The organism is Microbacterium deferens (assembly GCF_045517775.1).
In the GTDB taxonomy this organism is placed as follows: Bacteria; Actinomycetota; Actinomycetes; order Actinomycetales; family Microbacteriaceae; genus Microbacterium.
Map to the genome: position 1 here is coordinate 20,409 of NZ_JBEUWT010000006.1, position 20,099 is coordinate 40,507.

17 protein-coding genes and 1 pseudogene are annotated in these 20,099 nt (G+C 69.0%); 9 read left to right on the forward strand and 9 right to left on the reverse strand.

All coding sequences use genetic code 11. The features are described 5' to 3' along the window. Positions 1-33: 33 nt before the first annotated feature. Both ABTU82_RS15910 and ABTU82_RS15915 read right to left on the reverse strand, forming a co-directional pair. Positions 34-1,755, reverse strand: coding sequence for a helicase-associated domain-containing protein (locus ABTU82_RS15910; protein ID WP_407174231.1), 1,722 nt, complete (start codon positions 1,753-1,755; stop codon positions 34-36). A 2-nt stretch (positions 1,756-1,757) separates the two neighbouring features. Continuing rightward, positions 1,758-2,024 (reverse strand): multidrug ABC transporter ATPase, encoded by a 267-nt coding sequence (locus tag ABTU82_RS15915; protein ID WP_116647580.1) that lies wholly within the window; start codon positions 2,022-2,024, stop codon positions 1,758-1,760. Between the two features lie 113 nt (positions 2,025-2,137). Here ABTU82_RS15915 and ABTU82_RS15920 point away from each other — a divergent pair, with 113 nt between their 5' ends. Together ABTU82_RS15920 and ABTU82_RS15925 are read left to right on the forward strand one after the other, a co-directional pair. Next, on the forward strand, positions 2,138-2,521 hold the full coding sequence (locus ABTU82_RS15920; RefSeq protein WP_407174233.1) for a cold-shock protein: 384 nt from the start codon (positions 2,138-2,140) through the stop codon (positions 2,519-2,521). Next, entirely contained in the window at positions 2,505-3,080 is a 576-nt protein-coding gene (locus ABTU82_RS15925; RefSeq protein ID WP_407174235.1) for a DUF3027 domain-containing protein, read from the forward strand. The genes ABTU82_RS15920 and ABTU82_RS15925 overlap by 17 nt, the downstream gene beginning before the upstream one ends. A gap of 1,585 nt (positions 3,081-4,665) precedes the next feature. Here ABTU82_RS15925 and ABTU82_RS15930 read toward each other — a convergent pair. From ABTU82_RS15930 to serC, 4 genes and pseudogenes are all read right to left on the reverse strand, one after another. Then, the gene (locus ABTU82_RS15930; protein ID WP_407174237.1) at positions 4,666-5,175 is read right to left on the reverse strand and encodes an RNA polymerase sigma factor; all 510 of its coding nucleotides are present in this window, start codon (positions 5,173-5,175) and stop codon (positions 4,666-4,668) included. Further along, on the reverse strand, positions 5,172-5,843 hold the full coding sequence (locus tag ABTU82_RS15935) for a hypothetical protein (protein ID WP_116647574.1): 672 nt from the start codon (positions 5,841-5,843) through the stop codon (positions 5,172-5,174). Before ABTU82_RS15935 ends, ABTU82_RS15930 begins: the two co-directional genes overlap by 4 nt. Positions 5,844-5,902: 59 nt before the next feature. Next, positions 5,903-6,175: pseudogene (locus tag ABTU82_RS15940) on the reverse strand (transposase); the annotation flags it as partial. A 138-nt stretch (positions 6,176-6,313) separates the two neighbouring features. Continuing rightward, positions 6,314-7,426, reverse strand: a complete 1,113-nt coding sequence (gene serC / locus ABTU82_RS15945) for a phosphoserine transaminase (RefSeq protein WP_407174240.1) — start codon at positions 7,424-7,426, stop codon at positions 6,314-6,316. Positions 7,427-7,530: 104 nt separating this feature from the next. On the opposite strand from serC, the gene ABTU82_RS15950 reads away from it, so the two are divergent. From ABTU82_RS15950 to ABTU82_RS15975, 6 genes are all read left to right on the forward strand, one after another. Then, the gene (locus ABTU82_RS15950) at positions 7,531-8,229 is read left to right on the forward strand and encodes an iron-dependent transcriptional repressor DtxR (RefSeq protein ID WP_116647572.1); all 699 of its coding nucleotides are present in this window, start codon (positions 7,531-7,533) and stop codon (positions 8,227-8,229) included. 232 nt (positions 8,230-8,461) lie between these two features. Next, entirely contained in the window at positions 8,462-9,385 is a 924-nt protein-coding gene (locus ABTU82_RS15955; RefSeq protein WP_240606875.1) for a M23 family metallopeptidase, read from the forward strand. A gap of 341 nt (positions 9,386-9,726) precedes the next feature. After that, positions 9,727-10,224: an HNH endonuclease gene (locus ABTU82_RS15960; RefSeq protein ID WP_116647571.1), complete on the forward strand. Its 498-nt coding sequence runs from the start codon at positions 9,727-9,729 to the stop codon at positions 10,222-10,224. Between the two features lie 311 nt (positions 10,225-10,535). Further along, a complete protein-coding gene (locus tag ABTU82_RS15965) occupies positions 10,536-11,255 on the forward strand; it encodes a hypothetical protein (protein WP_259460114.1) in 720 nt (239 codons plus the stop codon). After that, entirely contained in the window at positions 11,255-12,829 is a 1,575-nt protein-coding gene (locus ABTU82_RS15970) for a DNA polymerase Y family protein (RefSeq protein ID WP_407174243.1), read from the forward strand. The genes ABTU82_RS15965 and ABTU82_RS15970 overlap by 1 nt, the downstream gene beginning before the upstream one ends. 159 nt (positions 12,830-12,988) lie before the next feature. Beyond that, positions 12,989-16,402, forward strand: a complete 3,414-nt coding sequence (locus ABTU82_RS15975) for an error-prone DNA polymerase (RefSeq protein WP_407174245.1) — start codon at positions 12,989-12,991, stop codon at positions 16,400-16,402. A gap of 48 nt (positions 16,403-16,450) precedes the next feature. Here ABTU82_RS15975 and ABTU82_RS15980 read toward each other — a convergent pair whose 3' ends face one another. After that, positions 16,451-17,071 carry a MerR family transcriptional regulator gene (locus ABTU82_RS15980; RefSeq protein WP_407174247.1) on the reverse strand — a complete coding sequence of 207 codons (621 nt, stop codon included), beginning with the start codon at positions 17,069-17,071 and terminating at the stop codon, positions 16,451-16,453. A 74-nt stretch (positions 17,072-17,145) separates the two neighbouring features. Here ABTU82_RS15980 and ABTU82_RS15985 point away from each other — a divergent pair, with 74 nt between their 5' ends. Continuing rightward, positions 17,146-17,616 carry a DUF4188 domain-containing protein gene (locus tag ABTU82_RS15985; RefSeq protein WP_407174249.1) on the forward strand — a complete coding sequence of 157 codons (471 nt, stop codon included), beginning with the start codon at positions 17,146-17,148 and terminating at the stop codon, positions 17,614-17,616. On the opposite strand, the gene ABTU82_RS15990 is transcribed toward ABTU82_RS15985, so the two are convergent. Both ABTU82_RS15990 and ABTU82_RS15995 read right to left on the reverse strand, forming a co-directional pair. After that, positions 17,592-18,575, reverse strand: a complete 984-nt coding sequence (locus tag ABTU82_RS15990) for an arsenic resistance protein (RefSeq protein WP_407174251.1) — start codon at positions 18,573-18,575, stop codon at positions 17,592-17,594. The genes ABTU82_RS15985 and ABTU82_RS15990 overlap by 25 nt on opposite strands. Before the next feature lie 738 nt (positions 18,576-19,313). Further along, positions 19,314-19,661: a hypothetical protein gene (locus tag ABTU82_RS15995; protein WP_407174253.1), complete on the reverse strand. Its 348-nt coding sequence runs from the start codon at positions 19,659-19,661 to the stop codon at positions 19,314-19,316. Positions 19,662-20,099: the final 438 nt, after the last annotated feature.

Sequence of the window (20,099 nt, forward strand, 5' to 3'; positions counted from 1 at the left end):
CGGGCGGATCGTCGAGGCGTCGCGGTCGCCCGTTCACGCCACCGGGTGGACGCTCACGATGCTGCGCAGGGGCAGCGTGCGCTCGACGTCGGCGCCGCGGTCGCGTCCGCGCAGGCGCCCGCCGCCGAGCCCGGTGGCCTCGAGGCGGAAGGTGCGTGTGCTGGCGTCGGGGAGGCTCACCACGACGTCGACGACGGCGCGGGCGCGCACCGCATGATCGAGTTCGCGCTCGAGCCACGCGGCGTCGCCGTCCGAGCCGCCCGACCGCAGACGGAGCAGGAGGGCCGCGTACTTGCCGGTCGCAGGCACCGGGGAGGGGTCGTCGGCGATCCGCGAGCGGTCGAGGGTGCGCGTAGACCCTGCGCCGTCGACCGCGATCACTGGGTACCGGGCGTCGGCCAGAGCCCAGTAGACGCTGTCGGCGGGGACGCGTGAAATGAGGTCGTCGCCCTCGCGCACGAGGCCGAGCGAGCGCAGCGCCTGGTCGACGGCGATCGTGGCGATCGTCGCCGGGTCGTCGCTGACGACACGGGTGAGCACGGATGCTTCGTCGCGCTCGACGCGGATGAGACCGTGCCGGGCGGCCGTGCTCTCGATGACGTACGCGAGAGGCTGCGGGAGACCCGTCAGAGACACCGTCTCGAGGAAGTCGCGCAGCGACTCCGCGGTCTCGCCGGCCGTGATCGCCGCGCCGATGGTCGCCGCGGTGAAGCGGTAGGTCGTCGCCTGCGCCCGAGACTCGCGGTTGGCCATCGTGCGCAGGCGCACATCGAGCTCGGGTGCCAACGGCCCCGGAGCGATCGCGGTGAGGTCGTTCTGCAGATACAGCCGATCGACCTCGGTCGGCAGCATCCGTGCCCAGACGTCGGCGTCGACACCCTCGCCGCGGGCGAGTGGGGCGACCCAGCTTGGCTCGGCGCCGGCGGGGGTGAACAGCCCCCACGCGACCCAACGCCGTCGCCACTGCTCGGCCACGGCCGGCCACGACCGCTGGAACGGGTAGGCGGAGGGCCAGTCGACCGCGGGGATCCAGCCACCGGTCGGCGAGCGGAGGCCCTCGGGCAGCGCATCGCGCAGGTGCAGGGCCAGCGTCTCCCAGCGGGAGGCGGTCGTCGCGTGCAGCCATTCCCGTCCGGAGCGCGTCACCAGCCAGGTGCGTTCGCGTCCGACGATGAGGCCGCCCGCGTCGGCGACCTCGACCAGGGGGTCGGCGTCTTCGGCCTGGGCGATGGCACCCGCCTCCACCAGGCGGCGTCGATCGACCGCGCCGAGGGTTCCCGACCCGATGCGCCCCAGCGGAGCCTCGAGGCACAGCAGCAGCAGATCGGCGAGGGATGCGGCGGACGTGAACGCCCGTTCCGCGGCGGCCGCGTCGTCGTCGGGGGTCGAGTCGGGCCGCACGGCGTCGGTGGGCTCGATGAGGGGAAGGCGCTCGCGCACGACGTCGCTCACGGCCTGGAACACGTCGCCGTCGATCGTCGCGAGAGCTCGCGCGGCGAGGTCGGCGCGCGCGGGCGCGGCGACGGCGGTCTGCGTGGTCACCGCCTCGGCGAGGGCCACGGCTGCGGTGGACGGGAGCGCGTCCAACGCGCGGCTGACAGCCGCGGGTTCGAGGAACGCCTCGGCGGCGTCGTAGAGATCACGCCACGTGGCCGTCGGTGAGACGCCTCGTACGGAGAGCAGCGTCGCGAGCTCCGCGTCGTCGCGCTCGGACAGAGAAGACGCGAGCGTGCGCTGATCGGAGGCGGGAGGCATGCTCAGCGACCCTTGTTGGCCCGAGCCCTTCTGACGAAGCTCATCACCAGCACAACGACGATCAGCGCGAAGGCGAGGGGGAGACCGACGCTCGGAAGCACGATCACCGTGGGCCACAGGCCCTCCGAATAATCGGTGACACCGGCGGGGCGTGAGATGAGCACCGCGAAGAAGCACCCCACGGAGAGCACCAGCAGACCGATCGACATGAACGCGAGGATGCGGTCGATGCGGCGGACCGGCATGTCTTCGCGTGCTGTGGGACTCATCCCGCTCAGCCTAGCGCCTGCCGGGCGTGTCGTAGGCTGGAGGAGGGGCTCGCCTGCCCCGACTCCAGAGTCCGTGCACGCACGGACTCCCGTTCTCCCAGCGAGGTTGTGCCATGCCCACCGGCAAAGTCAGGTTCTACGACGAGGAGAAGGGGTTCGGCTTCATCACCACCGATGACGGCCAGGACGTCTTCCTCCACGCCACGGCGCTGCCCGAAGGCACCCCTGCCCTCAAGGCCGGTGCGCGGCTCGAATTCGGCGTCGCCGACGGCAAGCGAGGCCTCCAGGCCCTCTCGGTGCGCGTGCTCGACACGCCCCCCAGCCTCGCGAAGCGTGCGCGCAAGCCCGCTGACGACATGGCCATCATCGTCGAAGACCTCGTGAAGCTGCTCGACGGCATCGGCGGCGACCTTCGCCGGGGCCGCTACCCGAGCGGTTCGCACTCCAAGAAGATCGCCGCGGTCCTGCGCAAGGTAGCCGATGACTTCGAAGTCTGAGCCGGCCGACGCCGAGCTGCTGGCGGCGCACGATCTCGCGATCGCCGCACTCGCGGAGGTGACGCCCGTCTCCTCGATCGGCGCCCCCGCCGGGTACACGCTCGAGGACGACGGCGTCGTCTCCCTGCGCTTCGCCACGACCCTCCCCGGGTACCCGGGCTGGTTCTGGACCGTTTCGCTCGCCCGCGTCGAGGGCGAAGCTCCCACCGTGCTCGAGGTCGAACTGCTGCCCGGCGACGGAGCGCTCCTCGCCCCCGACTGGGTGCCGTGGGCCGAGCGCCTCGCCGACTACCAGGCCGCGCAGACGGCGCTCGCCGAAGCATCCGAGTCGGACGACGATGACGACGACGACTCCGACGACGACTTCGAAGACGACGACGAAGAAGACGATGATGACGACGACGAGGGCGTGAGCCGCACCCACGGCGGCGACATCGACGGTGTCGAGATCGACGAGCTCGACGACGCGACGGCGGAGGACGACGACTCCGACGGGGAGGACTCTGACGAGGACGAAGAGTACTTCGACCGGTCGGAGCCCGCGTCCGACGAGCGCTGAGCTCTCCAGCCCGGGCCCAGATCCGGTCGGACAAAGATCCGGCATGGACCGCCGTCCGACACCTCACGGGGTGACCCACCCTGACAGCCCCCCTTCGGTCGGCCAGTGTGACTCGGTTCGTCGCGTTGATCGATTAACGAGACGGACTCGAATCGTCTGCGTCGGTATCTCGCTGCTGCCGCGCGCGACGTCGCGAGGGCAACCAGTCGCCCGAGAATATTGTCGTGGTCACGTCGACAATCGCGCCCAGCAGATCGCTCATACTCGTAGCACCAGAAGTCGTGGTTTCTTCTGGCGGCTTAGCGGAAGCGCCGTCGTCACATCAATAATTCTGGACCTTGCACCCGCGCGACGCCCGACATAGTTCAAGCGGCCGGTGGCCGATCGCCAACTGAGACGGTTCGGTGCCCGGGACGTCTCATGATCGGTCAGTGCCTACGCTTGAGCCCTCACCGAGCGACGGTATCGAGGCAGGGTCGGCCTTTATTGCGACGCGGAGTGCCTCGTCGTGTCGGCCGGCGCCCTGCAGGGCAAGGGCAAGGGCAAGGAAGACCTTGGGTGCCGCGCCGATGGCCGGGTGCTTCGGTGCGTCGTCGAGCAGGACGTTTTTCCCTCGGTCCGGTGTTTACGCCCCGCGGTGCCGACGACTCTTCCGGGACTCAGTGTCCGAGACTGGGGAATATCGACGCCTGCTTCGCGCGAGGCTGGACGGAAATCGAAGGTCGTTCCACTGCACGGCTTTGTACGCCACGTAGCACAACCAGCAGATGAGGAAAGCGCTGCATAGCCAGACGCCGACGCCAGTAAATGCGGGAACATGGACGATGTTGTTCGAGTCGTCGTTAATAAAACCGGATGGTTGATAACTGGCAGGTGTGGTCCCGTCTGACCCACTTCCACCGTCAAGGTAGACGTTGTCTTTGACAACAGTGCCGTCATCGCTGACCCACCGACCAACTTCTCGGCAACCGCCACGAGGACGTTGCTCGCAGTCCTCATACGTAAACGTTCCCCACATTCGTGGCTGCCGGACGTCTGCCGCATAGGCGTAAGCGAGGAATCCGAACGCGACAGCGATAAGCGCCGCGAAGACGTAAAACGAGAGCTGGCCGAACCTCCGCCACCACGCGCTGATTCGCGCACCCCGAGCCATCCACTGGTCGTACGCCTCATGCGTCGATGGAACGGCGTCGGGCATGCCGTGATTCTAGGGCGTTGCTGCTGCCCGCCGTCCGGAGGGCACATGGCCGACCGCCCTCGAGCCGACCCCTGCCGTCCCATGCATCCACGGGGACTTGATGGCGTGTCCAACTGGTCTGGCTTCGAACCCCTCGACCCATCGGCCCGGTAGCGGATCCCCTTATGAAGACACCAGCACCCGTGACGTGCCAGTGGGATAGAAGGGTCCCGGGGGCAAGCTCGAGACAATCATGCTTCCGCGCCGCGACCCTGCGTTTCGGGGACGTACCTCCCGAGGGGTCGTGGTCGGTGCAAGGTTGACCGGCTAGTGCGGTTTGCAGGCGCGGCAGAAGAGTGCCCCGGCCGGCATCGACCGCGGCACCCTTCTGCACGGGGTGCCTGCGCTTTAAAGAGGAGCGGGGGCGCCGAGTACGGCCCGCAACTGTTCTTTCGCCCGCTGGTAGCGGCCACGGGCGGTGGACGCGGGAATCCCGACTACCTGTGCTGCCTCGACCAGGGTCATGTGTTCCCAGTGCACGAGCTGCACGAGTTCGCCCAGGTCGGGTTCCAACCGCGCTATAGCGTCGTGGACCTCAGCGTGCTCGTCCGCCGGCGGGGCGACCGGGTCGAGGCGTGTGTGCTTCTTGAGGCGGTCTGCCAGCGCCCAGCGGCGTCGTTCGCCCCGTCGGTAGTTCAGGAGAACCCCCCGCGCGACCCCGAACAGCCACATGCGTGCTTGGTCCGCGTCAGCAGGAAGTTCTTCGACCCGCCGCCACACCACGACGAGTGTTTCTCCGAACAGGTCTGACGCGTCCTCTGAGCCTGCCCGGCGACGCAGGTAGGACAGCACGTCCGCCGAGTTCTGTTCGAGCGCCCGTTCCAGCCCTGTATAACGAAGGGCACGTCCCGATCTCATTCAGGTGCCGCTTCGCACAGGATGACCTCGTTGGAGTTCCATTGATCCTCGGTCAGGCCATAGGCCACCGCTTCGGTGCGTAAGGCATCGCCGAGTGCATCGTCGACCGCAGCCGCATAGACATCGTCCTGCGTTGGCCCTTCTGGCGTCTCCGGCATGTCGGAAATCTGTCCGTCCGGATGGATGACGATCATGGAGCCGCTGCCCTTCCGGTTCAGCACCTCGGTGATCGACTCTTCGACGTCCGAGGCGCCGATAGCGTCGAAGGCGCGGAAGTGGTCGGCGACGGTCTCGTCGTAGGCGGTTTCGATACGACCGTTCTCGTCGATGCTCGTCACGACGAGCATCTGCACCCTCGCTTCACAGTCGCGCCCGCTGGGCAAAGCGAAGGGGTAGCTGATGTCGGGGTCTTGTGCCCAGGGAGCCCAGTCGAAGGTGGTGGCGGCTACTGCCGTGCCAGCTCCGGCCACGAGAAGCACGGCGAGCCCCGCACCGAGGGCCACCCGCGCCGGCCGCGTACGGGGGCCCGGCACAGTCGTGTGCCGGGCGTGGCGACGCGCCTCGCGCGACACCATCCTCAGGTCACGTCCCAATGCGGAACCGCTTTCAATCGGCGGCGGTGCCGTGCGGTTGAGCAGATCGTCCATCGGGTCGAGCGTCTCGTTCATGTGATCCTCCAGGTTGGGTTCACCTACCGACATGTCCGGCCGACCGTCAAACGTCCACAGTTGGTCTCCCAGATCTCGACCAGCTGCGGGATCAACTCCTCGTCCTGCTGGGCGCGGGCGGACGGGGCGCGGGTCTTGGTCGCGTCGGCCTACTTCACCCACATCCGCACCGACTCGACCCCGTAACCGAGCTGGGTCGCGACCCGCTGCACCGTCCCCTGCGTGACACCGAGCTCGGCGCGCAGCGTCCTGACCATCCGCACCGCGGCGGCCTTCTCCTCGACCGAGTACCGACGCATCATCGGCTTCCCATTCGCTAGTTCCTTCGGTATAACCCCATCCTCGATTCCAAGGTTAGGAGCCACACCTCTACAGACGGGCTGCGTGAGCAGCTCGGGGCGACGAGCGCTAGTCGCTCCGCAGCATCCGTCCTGCACGATCAGGACGACGAATGAGAATCGGCGCGTCGGTCAGAGGCGCTCGATCGTGTAGTCGATCGAGCGGATGAGCTGGCGTACGTCGTCGGGTTCGATCGAGACGAAGGTCGCGACGCGCAGCTGGTTGCGCCCGAGCTTGCGGTAGGGCTCGGTGTCGACGATGCCGTTCGCGCGCAGGCTCTGGGCGACCGCCGCGGCGTTGACGTTCGCGTCGAAGTCGATGGTGACCACGACGGGCGACCGGTCGGCCGGGTCGGACACGAACGGCGTCGCGATGCTCGACGCCTCGGCCCATGAGTACAGCGCGCCCGACGACTCGCGCGTGCGCGCATCCGCCCACGCCAGGCCGCCGTTGCCCGCGATCCACGAGAGCTGCTCGTCGAGCAGCAGCAGGGTCGTGACGGCGGGGGTGTTGAGCGTCTGCTGCAGCCGGGAGTTGTCGAGGGCGTTCTTGAGGCTGAGGAACTCGGGGATGTAGCGGTCGGATGCGGCGATCCGCTCGATGCGCTCGATGGCTGCCGGTGAGACCGCGGCGAACCAGAGTCCGCCGTCGGAGCCGAGGTTCTTCTGCGGAGCGAAGTAGTAGACGTCGGCCTGCGTGACGTCGAAGTCGATGCCGCCCGCGGCGCTCGTCGCATCGATGACGGTCAAGGCGCCCGGATCGGCCTCGACGCGGGTGATCGTCGCCGCGACGCCCGTCGAGGTCTCGTTGTGGGGCCAGGCGTAGACGTCGACGCCGTCGACCGGCTCGGCGGTGGTGCGCGACCCGGGCTCGGCCTTTCGCACGTCGGGCGCCTGCAGCCACGGCGCGGCGGCCGCGGCGGCGAACTTGCCGCCGAACTCGCCGAAGACGAGGTTCTGGCTGCGGTTCTCGATGAGTCCGAATGCGGCGGCATCCCAGAACGCGGTCGATCCGCCGTTGCCGACGATGATCTCGTACCCGTCGGGAAGGCGGAAGAGCTCTGCCAGCTGCGCGCGCACGCTGCCGACGAGGTACTTCACGGGGGCCTGGCGGTGCGAGGTGCCGAGGATCCCCGCGCCGCGAGTGACGAGGGCTTCGAGCTGGGCCCCGCGGATCTTCGACGGCCCGCAGCCGAATCGACCGTCGGTGGGCAGGAGGTCCTTCGGCAGTTCCACGTGCGACATGCGTCGATTCTAGGGTCCGCCCGAGCGGGCGGTTGGCCGCCCCGGCCGGGGGCCTGGGGCAGCGGATAAGCTGGACCGATTCCCTTCGCACGTCTGAGGACCCCATGACAGATCTCATCGACACCACCGAGATGTATCTCCGCACGATCCTCGAGCTCGAGGAGGAGAACATCGTTCCCCTGCGCGCGCGCATCTCGGAGCGACTCGGTCATTCCGGCCCCACGGTCTCGCAGACCGTCGGTCGTATGGAACGCGACGGACTCGTCGTCGTCTCTGAAGACCGTCGCCTCGAACTGACCGACTCCGGGCGTCAGAAGGCCGTCGACGTCATGCGCAAGCACCGCCTCGCCGAGCGTCTGCTCAGCGACGTGATCGGACTCGACTGGGCATACGTGCATGAAGAGGCGTGCCGGTGGGAGCACGTGATGAGCGAGCAGGTCGAGCGGCGCCTCGTCGAGCTGCTCGGACACCCGACCGAGTCTCCGTACGGAAACCCCATCCCCGGACTCGACCAGCTCGGCGACCACCCCGCCAACACCTTCGAGCAGGGCGTCGTCGGTCTCGTGCGCAAACTCACCGACGAGGGTGCCCCGATCACCGGCACCGTGCGTCGTCTCGCAGAGCCCGCCCAGGTCGATCCCGAACTGCTGCAGCAGCTCAAGGACGCCGGTGTGATGCCCGGCGCGACGGGCAGCTACCGCTTCAACGAGGGGTATGTCCTCGTTGAGATGGACGGCAGCGACGAGGGGCTCGAACTGCCCGTCGAGGTCGCCTCGCACATCTTCCTCGTCGACGCACGCTGATCCTCCCCGGGCGTCGGGGGGCACGGGGTTATCCACTGGTGTCCCGGCTCAGCGTGACTTATTCGTTACCTTCGGGTAGCGTGGCCCCCGTCCACAGGCGAGAAGCCCGCCAACGGACCCCTCGCAGATTGCCTCATCGGCTCGTCGTCCGCAGAGGGTGAAGCCCGCACATCGTGCCCCACACCGAGTGTCGACGAGTCAGCGTTACGCGCAGAGGCGCCGGAGGAAAAGTTTGGCTGAACCAATCGATTCGGACGCATCTGCACCCGAGCAGACCGCGACCGATCTCACTCGCAGGAACCGTGAACGACGCACCCCTCGTTCACGCGCCGCCCGACCCGTCGCGCGCACCGTTGCAGCATCCGCTCCGGTCGCCGCATCTGCTCGCCCCCGCTCGGGCTCGCGTCCGGTGCGCAGCGCCGTCATCTTCACGATGGTCGTCGGTCTGATCGCCACCGTCGCGCTCCCCGCTTACGCGGCCTTCCGCCCCGAGGCCGAGACGAAGACCCTGCAGCAGGCCGCCGCCGCCGACGCGCAGTCGCTCGTCGTCGCCTCTGACGCCACCGTCGCGCAGCTCGACCGCAGCAGCTACTCCGCGACCACGGCGGAAGAGATCGACAAGAAGAAGGCCGCCGAGGCAGCCGCCGAGCGCGCCCGTCAGGTCGCCGCCGCCGCGCGCACCACGTCGACCTCGACGTCGACCAACTCGGCGAACTCGACGAACTCCACCCCGATCGACCTGTCGATGACCGCCCCGGGCTCGGGCGAGGTGCGCTGGCCGATCCAGGGCTTCACCAAGGGCCGCGGTCTCTGGGACTCGGGCTACCACCAGGGCGTCGACCTTCTCGCCTCGTGCGGTACCCCCCTCTTCGCCGCGGCAGCCGGTGTCGTGCGCGTCTCGCAAGAGAGCTTCGGCGGCTACGGCGTCGCCGTCACGATCGACCACGTGATCAACGGACAGCGCGTGAACACGCTCTACGGCCACATGACCTACGGCAGCCGCCAGGTGCAGTCGGGCCAGACGGTCGAGGCAGGTCAGTTGATCGGCGTCGTCGGCAGCACCGGCAGCTCCACCGCGTGCCACCTCCACTTCGAGGTGCACATCAACAACGCGGTCGTCGACCCGTGGGCCTGGCTCGAGCAGAACGCCGGCTGAGCCCCCGCAACAGCGTCGAAGCGGCGTGTCGGAGCATTCGTTCTCCGACACGCCGCTTTTTGTTTCCCCTTTCGGCGACCCTCGGGCGTGTCGCGGTGGGTTACCCTTTCCTCGACGTAGAGAGAAGCGGAGGAAGCCGATGGGCGCGACACCACGTATCCGAACCATGGATGCGCTCGGTCTGCTCGTCCTTCGGCATCGTGTGATCGGATGCTGCGGTGAAGCCGCGGCCGCCTGGCGCTGTCTGTAAGACAGCGCCTTTTTCATACCCTCCGCAGACTGACGCGTCGCAGGTCGAATAACCCGGGAAGCCGTCCCGGACCGTTCGAGAGGATGCCGACATGCGCACTCTGGTACTCAACGCGGGCTACGAACCGCTCGCGGTGGTGTCGTTCAAGCGAGCCCTGGTTCTCGTCATGAGCGACAAGGCCACCGTGGTCGAACACGTCGAAGGCGAACCGGTGTGGGGGAGCACCGGTCACTGGGATCGTCCGGCCGTGATCGTGCTCTCGCGCTACGTGCGGGTGCCGGGCGCACGTCGGGTGCCGGTCACCCGGCGCGGTGTGCTGCGCCGTGACGCGCATCGCTGCGCCTACTGCGGCAAGGCGGCCTCGACGATCGATCACGTGATGCCGCGGTCGCGCGGCGGCAAGGACACGTGGGAGAACCTCGTGGCCTGCTGCCTGCGCTGCAACAACATCAAGAGCGACCGCACGCCCCAGGAGATGCACTGGGAGCTGCGCCTCGTGCCCCAGGCCCCTCGCGGTGGGCAGTGGACGGTGCGCGGCACCGAGCGCGCCGACCCGCGCTGGGAGCCCTACCTCGCCCTCGCCGCCTAGCGCGCCGCTGTTCTTCGTCTGCGCCTTCGTCGAGACCGCACGGTCTCGCCGAGCCCGCACGCCGTTGCCGTCGATATCGTGCGGGTTCGGCGAATCCGTGCGGGTTCGGCGAAGAGGGGTGAGCGGTCGCCCTCGATGCGTCCCGCACGTGCGACCTCGCCACAGACGTGCCGGGGCTCGGGCGTGTGCAGGCCGGTGTGGTGCGCAGTATCGAACATATCTGACGGATATCGCCCGATTCTCGATGTCGGAGGCCGTACGTAGTCTCGACTCATCTTGATTCGCTAGAACATAAGTTCTAGCCTGATCCGATGAGGGCGACGATGGCGAGAAGCGCCGAGGCGGTGAGCGACATCCACGAGCTGCGCGCGCAGCTCGAACGGATGCAGGGGCGTCGGCTCGACGCGCCCGTGCTGCCGACGCATCCGGCCTTCACGTCGCTGCTTCCGGGCGGCGGGCTGCGTCCCGGTTCGGCCTATGCGCTCAGCCCGTCGGCGTCGCTGCTGCTCGCCCTCATGGCGCGACCCTCGCAAGACGGCGCATGGTGCGGCGCCATCGGCATGCCCGAGCTCGGTGCCGAGGCGGCCGAGCGGTACGGTCTCGATCTCGACCGGCTGGTGTTCGTGCCCGACCCCGGGCCCCGGTGGCTGGCGGTCACCGCGACGATCGCCGAGGTGCTGCCCGTGGTCGCCGTGCGTCCGCCGTCGAGGGTGTCTGAGAAAGAGGTGGCCCGCTTGGCGGCGCGTCTGCGCGATCGGGGAACGGTGCTGCTCGTCCAGGGTGCGTGGCCGCAGGCCGAGGCCACGATCGACGTGGCCGACCCGCGGTGGGCGGGCCTCGGCGACGGGCACGGCTACCTCTCGGGGCGCGAGCTCACGGTCACGGTGACGCATCGGCGCTCGCCGGGCGCCCGACGCGCACGGATGCTGCTGCCCGCCGCAGACGGAACGGTGAGCCTTCTCGAGCAGGCCGTGGCGCCGCCGCGTCTGCGGGCCGTTCCCGACGCCTACGAGACGGCGGCGGCCGGCTGATGCACGAGCCCACCCGAAGCCTCGTGCTCTGGTTTCCCGATTGGCCGGTCACCGCGTATCTTCGCGAGGCGACCACGTCGGCCGCGGCGCGAGCGGGGGCGCCGATCGCCGTGTTCGAGCGCAATCTCGTCGTCGCGTGCTCGGCGTCGGCGCGTGAACAGGGCGTGCGGCGGGGGCAGCGCCGACGCGACGCCCAAGCGGCCTGCCCCCGACTGGTGGTGATCGCGGCCGACGAGACGCGAGACCACCGTGTCTTCTCGCCCGTGGTGGCGCGCATCGAGCAGATCGCCCCGGGGGTGCAGATCGTGCGCGCCGGACTCTGCGCCCTGCGCGCCCGGGGCCCCGCGCGCTACTACGGCGGCGAGGCGGAGGCCGCGCACGTGATGCTCGCGACCCTCGAGGAGCAGGGGATCACGGGGGTGCGGGCGGGTGTGGCCGACGGCCCGTTCACGGCCGAGCAGGCCGCGCGGGCCACCCGGGCGGAGGCACCTGTGCGCGTCGTGCCCGCCGGTGAGGCCGGGGCGTTCCTGTCGCCTCTGCCGGTCACGGTGCTCGATGCGTCGATCGCGCCCTCGCATGCCGTGGGGGAGTTCGCCGGCCTCCTCGCCCGTCTCGGCGTGCACACCCTCGGCGCCTTCGCCGAGATGGAGGTCGATCGGGTGAGGGAGCGCTTCGGTGAGCCGGGGGTGCGTTCCCATGCGCTCGCGGCGGGCGGCGATTCTCGGCCGGTGCAGCCGCGCACGCCCCCTCCCGAGCTGCATCGCGAGGTCGCCTTCGAGCCTCCGCTCGAGCTCGCCGACCAGATCGCGTTCGGCATGCGGATGGCGGCCGACGCGTTCGTGACGGGTCTGGGCGCGCTCGACCTGGTCTGCACCGAGCTGCGGGTCGAGCTCATCGGCGATCGGGGGGAACGCAGCGAGCGGGTGTGGCTGCACCCGGGGTCGTTCGATGCTTCGGCCGTGGTCGACCGGGTGCGGTGGCAGCTCGCCGAGGGCGGCAAAGACGTCTTCCGCATGGGCGTCGCCGGGGTGCGCATCTCTCCCGAGGCGGTCGACGACGCCTCCCATCACGCCAAGGGTCTCTTCGGGGCGGGCACCGACGAACGCGTGCACCATGCCCTGTCGCGCGTGCAGGCGATGCTGGGGCATCGGAGCGTCGTCACACCGGTCATCGGCGGCGGGCGCTGGCTGGCCGAGCGGCAGGTGCCCGTGCCCTGGGGCGACCGCGCCGTCACCACGAAGGAGCGCGCCCGGCCGTGGCCCGGGAGCCTGCCCGACCCGCTGCCGGCGACGGTGTTCCCCGAGCCGCGACTGGTCGAGGTGACCGACATCGCGGGCGCGGCGGTGTCGGTGGGGGAGCGCGAGGTGCTGAGCGCACCTCCGGCCCACCTCGACGCCGCGGGCCGCCGCCGCCGTATCGAGGCGTGGGCCGGGCCGTGGCCGATCAGCGAACGGGGGTGGGATCCTCTGCGCGCGCGGCACGCCCATCGGTTCCAGATCGTCGACGCCGAGGGTGCGGCATGGCTGCTGATCTGCGAAGCCGGCGAGTGGAGAGCCGAAGGTCGCTATGACTGACCCGGTCCCTGAGCCTGTCGAAGGGCCGTTCCCTGACCCCGCCGCCCCGGTCCCTGAGCCTGTCGAAGGGCCGCTCCCTGACCCCCACACGCTGGTCCCTGACCCCCACACGCCGGTCCCTGAGCCTGTCGAAGGGTCCGACTCCGAGGGGCGCCGCTGATGGGCTGGCACAATCCCCCCGTGCCGTGGTCGGAGCTCGAGCGTGCGCTCAGCGATGTGCGACGTCCTCGCGAGACGCCCGCGGGTGCCGACGGCGGAGACAGTCCGGCGTGGTCGCACAAGCGCGGCGCCTACGTCACGCCCGAGATCGAGCGGCCCGCGCAGTCGGTGCCCTACGCCGAGTTGCACGCGCATTCCTCCTACTCCTTCCTCGACGGTGCGTCGTCGCCCGAAGAGTTGGCCGAAGAGGCCGAGCGGCTCGGTCTCCACGCCCTCGCGATCAGCGACCACGACGGCTTCTACGGCATCGTGCGGTTCGCCGAGGCCGCCGAGCACCTTCAGGTGAAGACGGTGTTCGGGGCCGAGCTCTCGCTCGAGCTGCCCCAGCCGCAGAACGGCGAGCCCGACCCGGCGGGCTCCCATCTGCTGGTGCTCGCGCGCGGTGAAGAGGGCTACCACCGCCTCGCCGCCGCTCTCACCTCGGCGCAGCTGCGCGGTGCCGAGAAGGGGCGCCCGGTGTACGACCTCGACGAGCTCGGCGAACGATCGGGCGGCCCGGGCGACCCGCACTGGGCGGTGCTCACCGGGTGCCGCAAGGGCGCCGTGCGCCGTGCGCTGGCCGAGTCCGGGCCGGATGCTGCGGCGACCGAGCTCGACCGATTGGTCGCGCTCTTCGGCCGCGATTCCGTGCACGTCGAGCTGATGAACCACGGCGACCCTCTCGACAGCCGCACGAACGACGTGCTCGCCGGCCTCGCCGCGGAGCGAGGGCTGCCCATCCTCGCCACCAACAACGTGCACTACGCCGTTCCGCGTCGCGAACTGCTCGCCGCGGCCGTCGCCGCGGTGCGGGCGGGGCGGGGGCTCGACGAGCTCGACGGATGGCTCCCCGCCCACGCGGGGGCGCACCTACGGTCGGGTGCCGAGATGACGCGGCGGTTCGCCCGGTACCCCGGAGCGGTCTCCCGCACCGTCTCGCTCGCCGACGAGCTCACCTTCCCGCTCCGCCGGGCAAAGCCCGCCCTGCCGAAGCAGAAGGTGCCGGAGGGGCACACCCCGATGTCGTACCTACGCCACCTGGTCTGGGAAGCGGTGCCGCGCAAGTACCCGAATCTGAGATCCGAAGACCGGGAGCGCATCGAGCGCGAACTCGGCGTCATCGAGATGAAGGACTTCCCCGGGTACTTCCTCATCGTGTGGGGCATCGTGCAAGAAGCGCGACGCCGCGGCATCCTGTGTCAGGGTCGCGGGTCGGCTGCCAACAGCGCCGTCTGCTACCTGCTCGACATCACGGCCGTCGACTCGATCGCCTACAAGCTGCCGTTCGAGAGGTTTCTCTCGAGCCTTCGCGACGAAGAACCCGACATCGATGTCGACTTCGACTCCGATCGCCGTGAGGAGATCATCCAGTGGGTGTACGGGGAGTACGGCCGCGATCGGGCGGCGCAGGTGGCGAACGTCATCCAATACCGGCCCAAGAACGCCGTGCGCGACATGGCGAAGGCCCTTGGTCATTCGCCCGGCCAGCAAGACGCCTGGTCGAAGCAGGTCGAGCGGTGGGGGGCGGTGCTCGAGACGGGGGCCGACCATGACATCCCCGATCAGGTGATCGAGTTCGCCGCCGAGCTGCTCAAAGCCCCCCGCCACCTCGGCATCCATTCCGGGGGCATGGTGCTCACCGATCGCCCGGTGGGCGAGGTCGTGCCGATCGAGCATGCCCGCATGGAGAACCGCACGGTCATCCAGTGGGACAAAGACGACGCCGCCTGGATGGGACTGGTGAAGTTCGACCTGCTGGGCCTCGGGATGCTGGCCGCCCTGCAGTACTGCTTCGATCTCATCCGCGACGCCACCGGTGAGGAGTGGGAGCTCTCGACCCTGCCCAAGGAGGAGAAGGCGGTCTACGACATGCTCTGCCGGGCGGATTCGATCGGGGTGTTCCAGGTCGAATCCCGCGCGCAGATGGGGCTGCTCCCACGCCTGCAGCCGAGGAAGTTCTACGACCTGGTGGTGCAGATCGCCCTGATCCGCCCCGGACCGATCCAGGGTGGGGCGGTGCACCCGTTCGTGCGGCGCAAGCTCGGCCAGGAGAAGGTCACCTACGTGCACGAGAAGCTGAGGCCCGTGCTCGAGCGGACGTATGGCGTGCCGGTGTTCCAGGAGCAGCTCATGCAGATGGCCGTCGCCGTCGGCAACTGCAGCGGGGAGGACGCCGATCTACTTCGGCGGGCCATGGGCTCCAAGCGTGGACTTGAGAAGATCGACAGGCTCCGTACGAAGCTCTACGAGGGCATGAAAGAAAACGGCCTCGTCGGCCAGGTCGCCGACGACCTCTACGCCAAGATCCAGGCGTTCGCGAACTTCGGGTTCGCCGAATCGCACTCGCTGTCGTTCGGGCTTCTCGTCTATGCGAGCTCGTGGATCAAGCTGCACTATCCCGGGGCGTTCCTCGCGGGACTGCTGCGGGCGCAGCCGATGGGCTTCTACTCTCCGGCGACCCTCACCGCCGACGCCCGTCGGCACGGGGTGGAGGTGCGTCGGCCCGATCTCCTGCGGTCGCGGGCGGAGGCCACGCTCGAAGCGCTGTCGGGCACGGCGCCGTCGGCGCCCACCGGGCTCGACGCCTGCGCGCACCGGGAGCAGCCCGACGTGGGCGATTTCGACGCGGACGAGCCCGACGAGTCGGAGGCGCACCGGCGTGACGGCGGGTTCGCGGTCAGGCTGGGGCTCGCCGGCGTCCACGGCATCGGTGAGAAGCTCGCCCAGCGCATCGTCGCCGAGCGCGACAGCGGCGGTGACTACCGCGACATGCGCGATCTCGTGCGGCGCGTCGGGGTCACCGCCGCGCAGCTCGAATCCTTCGCCACGGCGGGGGCGTTCGAGTGCCTGGGGCTCAGTCGCCGAGAGGCGATCTGGCTCGCCGGATCCGCCGCCGAAGACCGAGTGGAGTACCTCCCCGATTCCCTCACCTCGGTGCAGCCGCCCCTGTTCACCGACCAGACCAGCTACGAGGTGCTCGCCGCCGATCTGTGGGCGACCGGCGTCTCGACCTCCGATCATCCGCTCACCCATTACCGCTCTCAGCTCGATGCGCGCGGCGTGCTCACCTCCCGCGAGATGCGCACCCACGAGTCGGGCAGAAGAATCGAGGTCGCAGGACTCGTCACGCACCGGCAGCGCCCGGCCACAGCATCCGGGATCACCTTCCTGAACCTCGAAGACGAACACGGCCTCGTGAACGTGATCTGCTCGGTCGGGGTGTGGAACCGCTATCGAAGGGTCGCCCGCGAGTCGCCCGCTCTGATTGTGCGCGGAGTGCTGGAGCGTTCGGTCGAGGGAGTGACGAACCTGCTGGCCGACCGGTTCGAAGATCTCCGTGTCGGGGTGTCGCATGCGTCCCGTGACTTCCGGTGACGCAGGTGGGGGCTCACGAGCAGCGCTGAGCGGATCGACCCGGGTGCGTCACGACGGTGTGGTGCCCCCGAAGCGTTCGCGCGACGCGTGCTGATGGCCGAGCCGGCGCAGGGCGAGAATGAGCGGTTCGACCAGCACCGTACCGAGCGCCACATAGCGCGCGGCTGCCTCCGGTGAGTCCATCGGGATGCGGTCGACCTCTTCGGTCGCGATACCGAGCACGCGGGTGGCGTAGTCATCGAGCTGCTCGGGGGTCAGCTCGAACCCCGCCGCGGCGAGTCCGTCGAGGGCGCGGGCGAGAGCGCCCACGGTGGGGAGGTCGTCGGTCTCGCACCGCCAGCCCCATCGGTCGAGGAGCGCTTGGGCGGCGCGGAGGTCTTGGTCGTCGCTGACCGGCGGCCCTGTCGTGTGATGCACCTGCCCGAGCAGCTCGAACAGGGGAGTGCCCCGATCGTCGAGCGTCTCGAACACCTTGCGCGTCGCCGAGATCGACAGCCCTGCCGGGCCGACGAGCGCGCGGATCAGCGAGAGTCGCTCCACATGGCTCTCGTCGTAGGAGGCCTGGGTCGCTGCCGTCAGGGTGCCGTCGTGCAGGAGGCCCTCGCGCAGGTAGTACTTGATCGTCCCGACCGGAACGCCGCTGAGCGCGGAGAGCTGCGAGATTTTCACGTGACCTCCTTGACTGGAAAGTAGTGATACCCAATTATGGCTACCAGTACTTTCTAATTCTAAGGAGCCGGGACATGACTGTCGAACAGGGTCGACGAACCCACGATCACGAGGGCGAGCTCGTCGTCTTCCTCATCGGGATGACTCTCAACCGTCCGTGGCGTGTGGACGCGTGGTGGCCGGCGTTCATGGCTATGCCGCGGATGCTGGCGGAGCTCGCGAGCGGCGCCGATTCGGGCCTCATGGGATACCGGATGACGCTGGGAAGGGGCGGCCCGCTGCTTGTGCAGTACTGGTCGTCGGTGGAGAAGCTCTACGGGTACGCGAGCGATCGCGAGGCGGCTCACCGACCGGCGTGGGCGGACTTCAACCGTCGAGCGCGGAAGGTGCCGGGTGCCGTCGGCGTCTGGCACGAGACGTACGTGGTCGAGCGCGCCGAGTCGATGTACGTGGACTCGCCGGTGCGCGGGCTCGCGGCGGCCACCTCGTCGGTGCCGATTAGGCCTGGTCGCGACCGCGCTCACGACCGCCTCGGTCGAGGCTGAGTCGGGTCGCTCGCGCGCACGACGCGGGGGACGACGGCCACCATCACGACCATCGCGATGAGTTCGACCAGGGTCTGCGTGACGACGACGAGCGGGGTCAGCGCGAATGACCCGGGAAGGGCGAGCGCGAGAGGGAGCACGACCAGTGAGTTGCGGGTCGCCGCGCTGAAGGCAGAGGCACGGCGACCCGGCACGTCGAGGCGGGCGAACCGCGCCGCGAGCACGCCGAGCGGAGCGGCGATCAGGGGGAAGGCGATGAAGATCGGAACGACGCGCAACAGGTCGGCCGCCGACGCGCTCACCGCCGCCACCTGGGAGGCCACCACCGTGGCGAGGGTGAGCATCATGAGCGGGATCATCGCGGTGGGTGCTGCCCGGAGGATCGCGGCGAACGGCCGCCGACGTCGAGCGAGCGCCTGAACCAGGGCGGCCGCGGCGAGCGGAACGACGATCAGGAAGACGAATGCCTCAACGAAAGGCCGCACGTCGAACGCGCGGAGGACGTCAGCATCCGTCATCGCCCACAGATAGAGGGGGAGGAGCACGATCTGCAGCCCCATGAGCAGGGGAGTGGCGGCGAGAAGGCGGTCGCGGGCTCCGCCCGCCAGGCCGACGAAGACGATCACGTAATCCACGCACGGCGTGAGCAGCACGAGCAGAACGCCCACGAGCAGCGCGGGCTCGTCGGCGACGAATCGGCTGAGGCCGAACACGACCGCCGGCACGACGACGAAGTTGACCCCGACGAGGGCGGCGAGCATTCGTGTGTCGCGCAGACCGCGGATGACCTGGGCGAAGGGAACGCCGAGGAAGGTCGCGAACAGAAGTAGCCCGAGTAGGGGAGTGATCGCGGGCTCGAGGACAGGCCCGGAAGACGGGAGGCCGAGCCCGATCGCCGCCCCGGCAGCGATCGCTGCGATGTAGAGCGCGACCTGGTGCCGTTCGGCCCATTCCGCCACGGGGTTCCTCACTCGCGGATCGGTCGGTGTGCCCCACCAGCGTCGCACACGGTGCGGACGCCCGCGCTACGACGACGTCGTCCCCATTCGGAGGGGCGGCGCCCGATTAGATCACAGCCGCCGCGATAGAGCTTGTGCTGGCACCCCGTGTCGCATCCCAGCCCGTCATCCGGCGGACAAGGCCCACCCTCATCCCGAGGTCGTCGGCATCGCGCGCGTGAAGACTCATACCCTGGAGGACTCGAATGCGGCCTAGCAGATTGCTCAAGCCGACGGGAACCTGCAAGAACCGCGGAATTACACGTATTCTGAAACGGCCCCTCGACATTGCGCGACGGCCCAAAGCAACCTGCGACGGACAGTAAACGGGCAAACACGGGCAAAAAGCCGCGGACAATCAGGGCTCTTAAGCGTCTAGAAGGGCGCCGCCCGGGCGCCGAAACTGGTCCTAGCGTATTTCAGACTCAAATGAGCATATCGGCGAATACTAGGCGTCGCGTCTCGCCGAATCTGGGCACTATGCGCAAAGTTGAATCCTCGATCCGGTGCCCTCCGAACAAGCCGTCAAGCGGCAGTGTCCGCGGGCTGCTTATCGACCGCCCTTCGGGCTGAGCCGGCCCATGGTGTGGCGCCGCAGGATCGGAAGGCTGGCCGGGTTGTATGGGTCAACCGCCGGCGCGCGACGTGGCTCATGGACCCGGGCTTCCGGCGCCAGACCCGAGTCGCGCGCGCGACTCATCAGGCGCGCCGCGGTGCTCTGGCTGATCTGGAGGGTGTCGGCGGCGAGCTTGAGTGGCGGGGATCGCTGATCGCTGTCGCGACGCGATAGGCGGCGATCGCGGCGTGGAGGGACTCCACGGGTTCGCACTCTTCCAGCGCCAACGAGCGACTGAGAAACTCGCGTACCGGGATGCGGTCGAGCTCGCCACCGTCCTTGACGTCCACGTCCACTTTGACGGCATCGAGGGCTGACCTCGTTGTGATCCAGTGCGTCCGCACCTCGCGGAGAACCTGTCTCGTGATGTCGACGCCATCCGCTTCGCTCTCGAGCGCAGCGGAGGCGACGGCGGTGCGTGAGCGTATCATCCCACTCCACGCGAACCGCGATCATGCCGGGCACGTCCTGCTCGCCTGACACGCGCGCACGCCAGGACTCCGCCAGCGTGTCCCCGCTGCTGAGATCAATGCGCTCATCGCTGAACTCGTACGCCTCGTCGGCGTCGACTATCGCACGATCAAGCTCGGCATCGAGAGCAGGACTATTCCCACGGTCCAGCTCGGCCCGCGCCGGATTATCTCCCGTGTCCCTCTATTGCGTATTTTTGGGATAAATGCCTGACGCATCGCGGACCGCGCGGGTGAAGGGCAGGGGATTCAGGATCCCCAATCGGCGCTCCTCCGAGCGATGATTTGCGTCGATGAGAAAGCCGGCGCGTCCCCTCCCAATGGCGTCGCGAGCCAAGCGTATGTCGCTGGCACTAGTGAAGCTGGCCGGGAGCAGGGCAATCGGGATTTTGATTAGAC

Excerpts from the sequence above, each read along its gene's own strand:
- ABTU82_RS15950 (WP_116647572.1), top strand. The coding sequence starts at position 7,531 with ATGACAGATCTCATCGACACCACCGAGATGTATCTCCGCACGATCCTC.
- ABTU82_RS15920 (WP_407174233.1), top strand. The coding sequence starts at position 2,138 with ATGCCCACCGGCAAAGTCAGGTTCTACGACGAGGAGAAGGGGTTCGGC.
- ABTU82_RS15960 (WP_116647571.1), top strand. The coding sequence starts at position 9,727 with ATGCGCACTCTGGTACTCAACGCGGGCTACGAACCGCTCGCGGTGGTG.
- ABTU82_RS15925 (WP_407174235.1), top strand. The coding sequence starts at position 2,505 with ATGACTTCGAAGTCTGAGCCGGCCGACGCCGAGCTGCTGGCGGCGCAC.
- ABTU82_RS15910 (WP_407174231.1), bottom strand. The coding sequence starts at position 1,755 with ATGCCTCCCGCCTCCGATCAGCGCACGCTCGCGTCTTCTCTGTCCGAG.
- ABTU82_RS15985 (WP_407174249.1), top strand. The coding sequence starts at position 17,146 with ATGACTGTCGAACAGGGTCGACGAACCCACGATCACGAGGGCGAGCTC.
- ABTU82_RS15975 (WP_407174245.1), top strand. The coding sequence starts at position 12,989 with ATGGGCTGGCACAATCCCCCCGTGCCGTGGTCGGAGCTCGAGCGTGCG.
- ABTU82_RS15965 (WP_259460114.1), top strand. The coding sequence starts at position 10,536 with ATGAGGGCGACGATGGCGAGAAGCGCCGAGGCGGTGAGCGACATCCAC.
- ABTU82_RS15970 (WP_407174243.1), top strand. The coding sequence starts at position 11,255 with ATGCACGAGCCCACCCGAAGCCTCGTGCTCTGGTTTCCCGATTGGCCG.
- ABTU82_RS15995 (WP_407174253.1), bottom strand. The coding sequence starts at position 19,661 with ATGATACGCTCACGCACCGCCGTCGCCTCCGCTGCGCTCGAGAGCGAA.
- ABTU82_RS15930 (WP_407174237.1), bottom strand. The coding sequence starts at position 5,175 with ATGAGATCGGGACGTGCCCTTCGTTATACAGGGCTGGAACGGGCGCTC.
- ABTU82_RS15935 (WP_116647574.1), bottom strand. The coding sequence starts at position 5,843 with ATGAACGAGACGCTCGACCCGATGGACGATCTGCTCAACCGCACGGCA.
- ABTU82_RS15915 (WP_116647580.1), bottom strand. The coding sequence starts at position 2,024 with ATGAGTCCCACAGCACGCGAAGACATGCCGGTCCGCCGCATCGACCGC.
- serC (WP_407174240.1), bottom strand. The coding sequence starts at position 7,426 with ATGTCGCACGTGGAACTGCCGAAGGACCTCCTGCCCACCGACGGTCGA.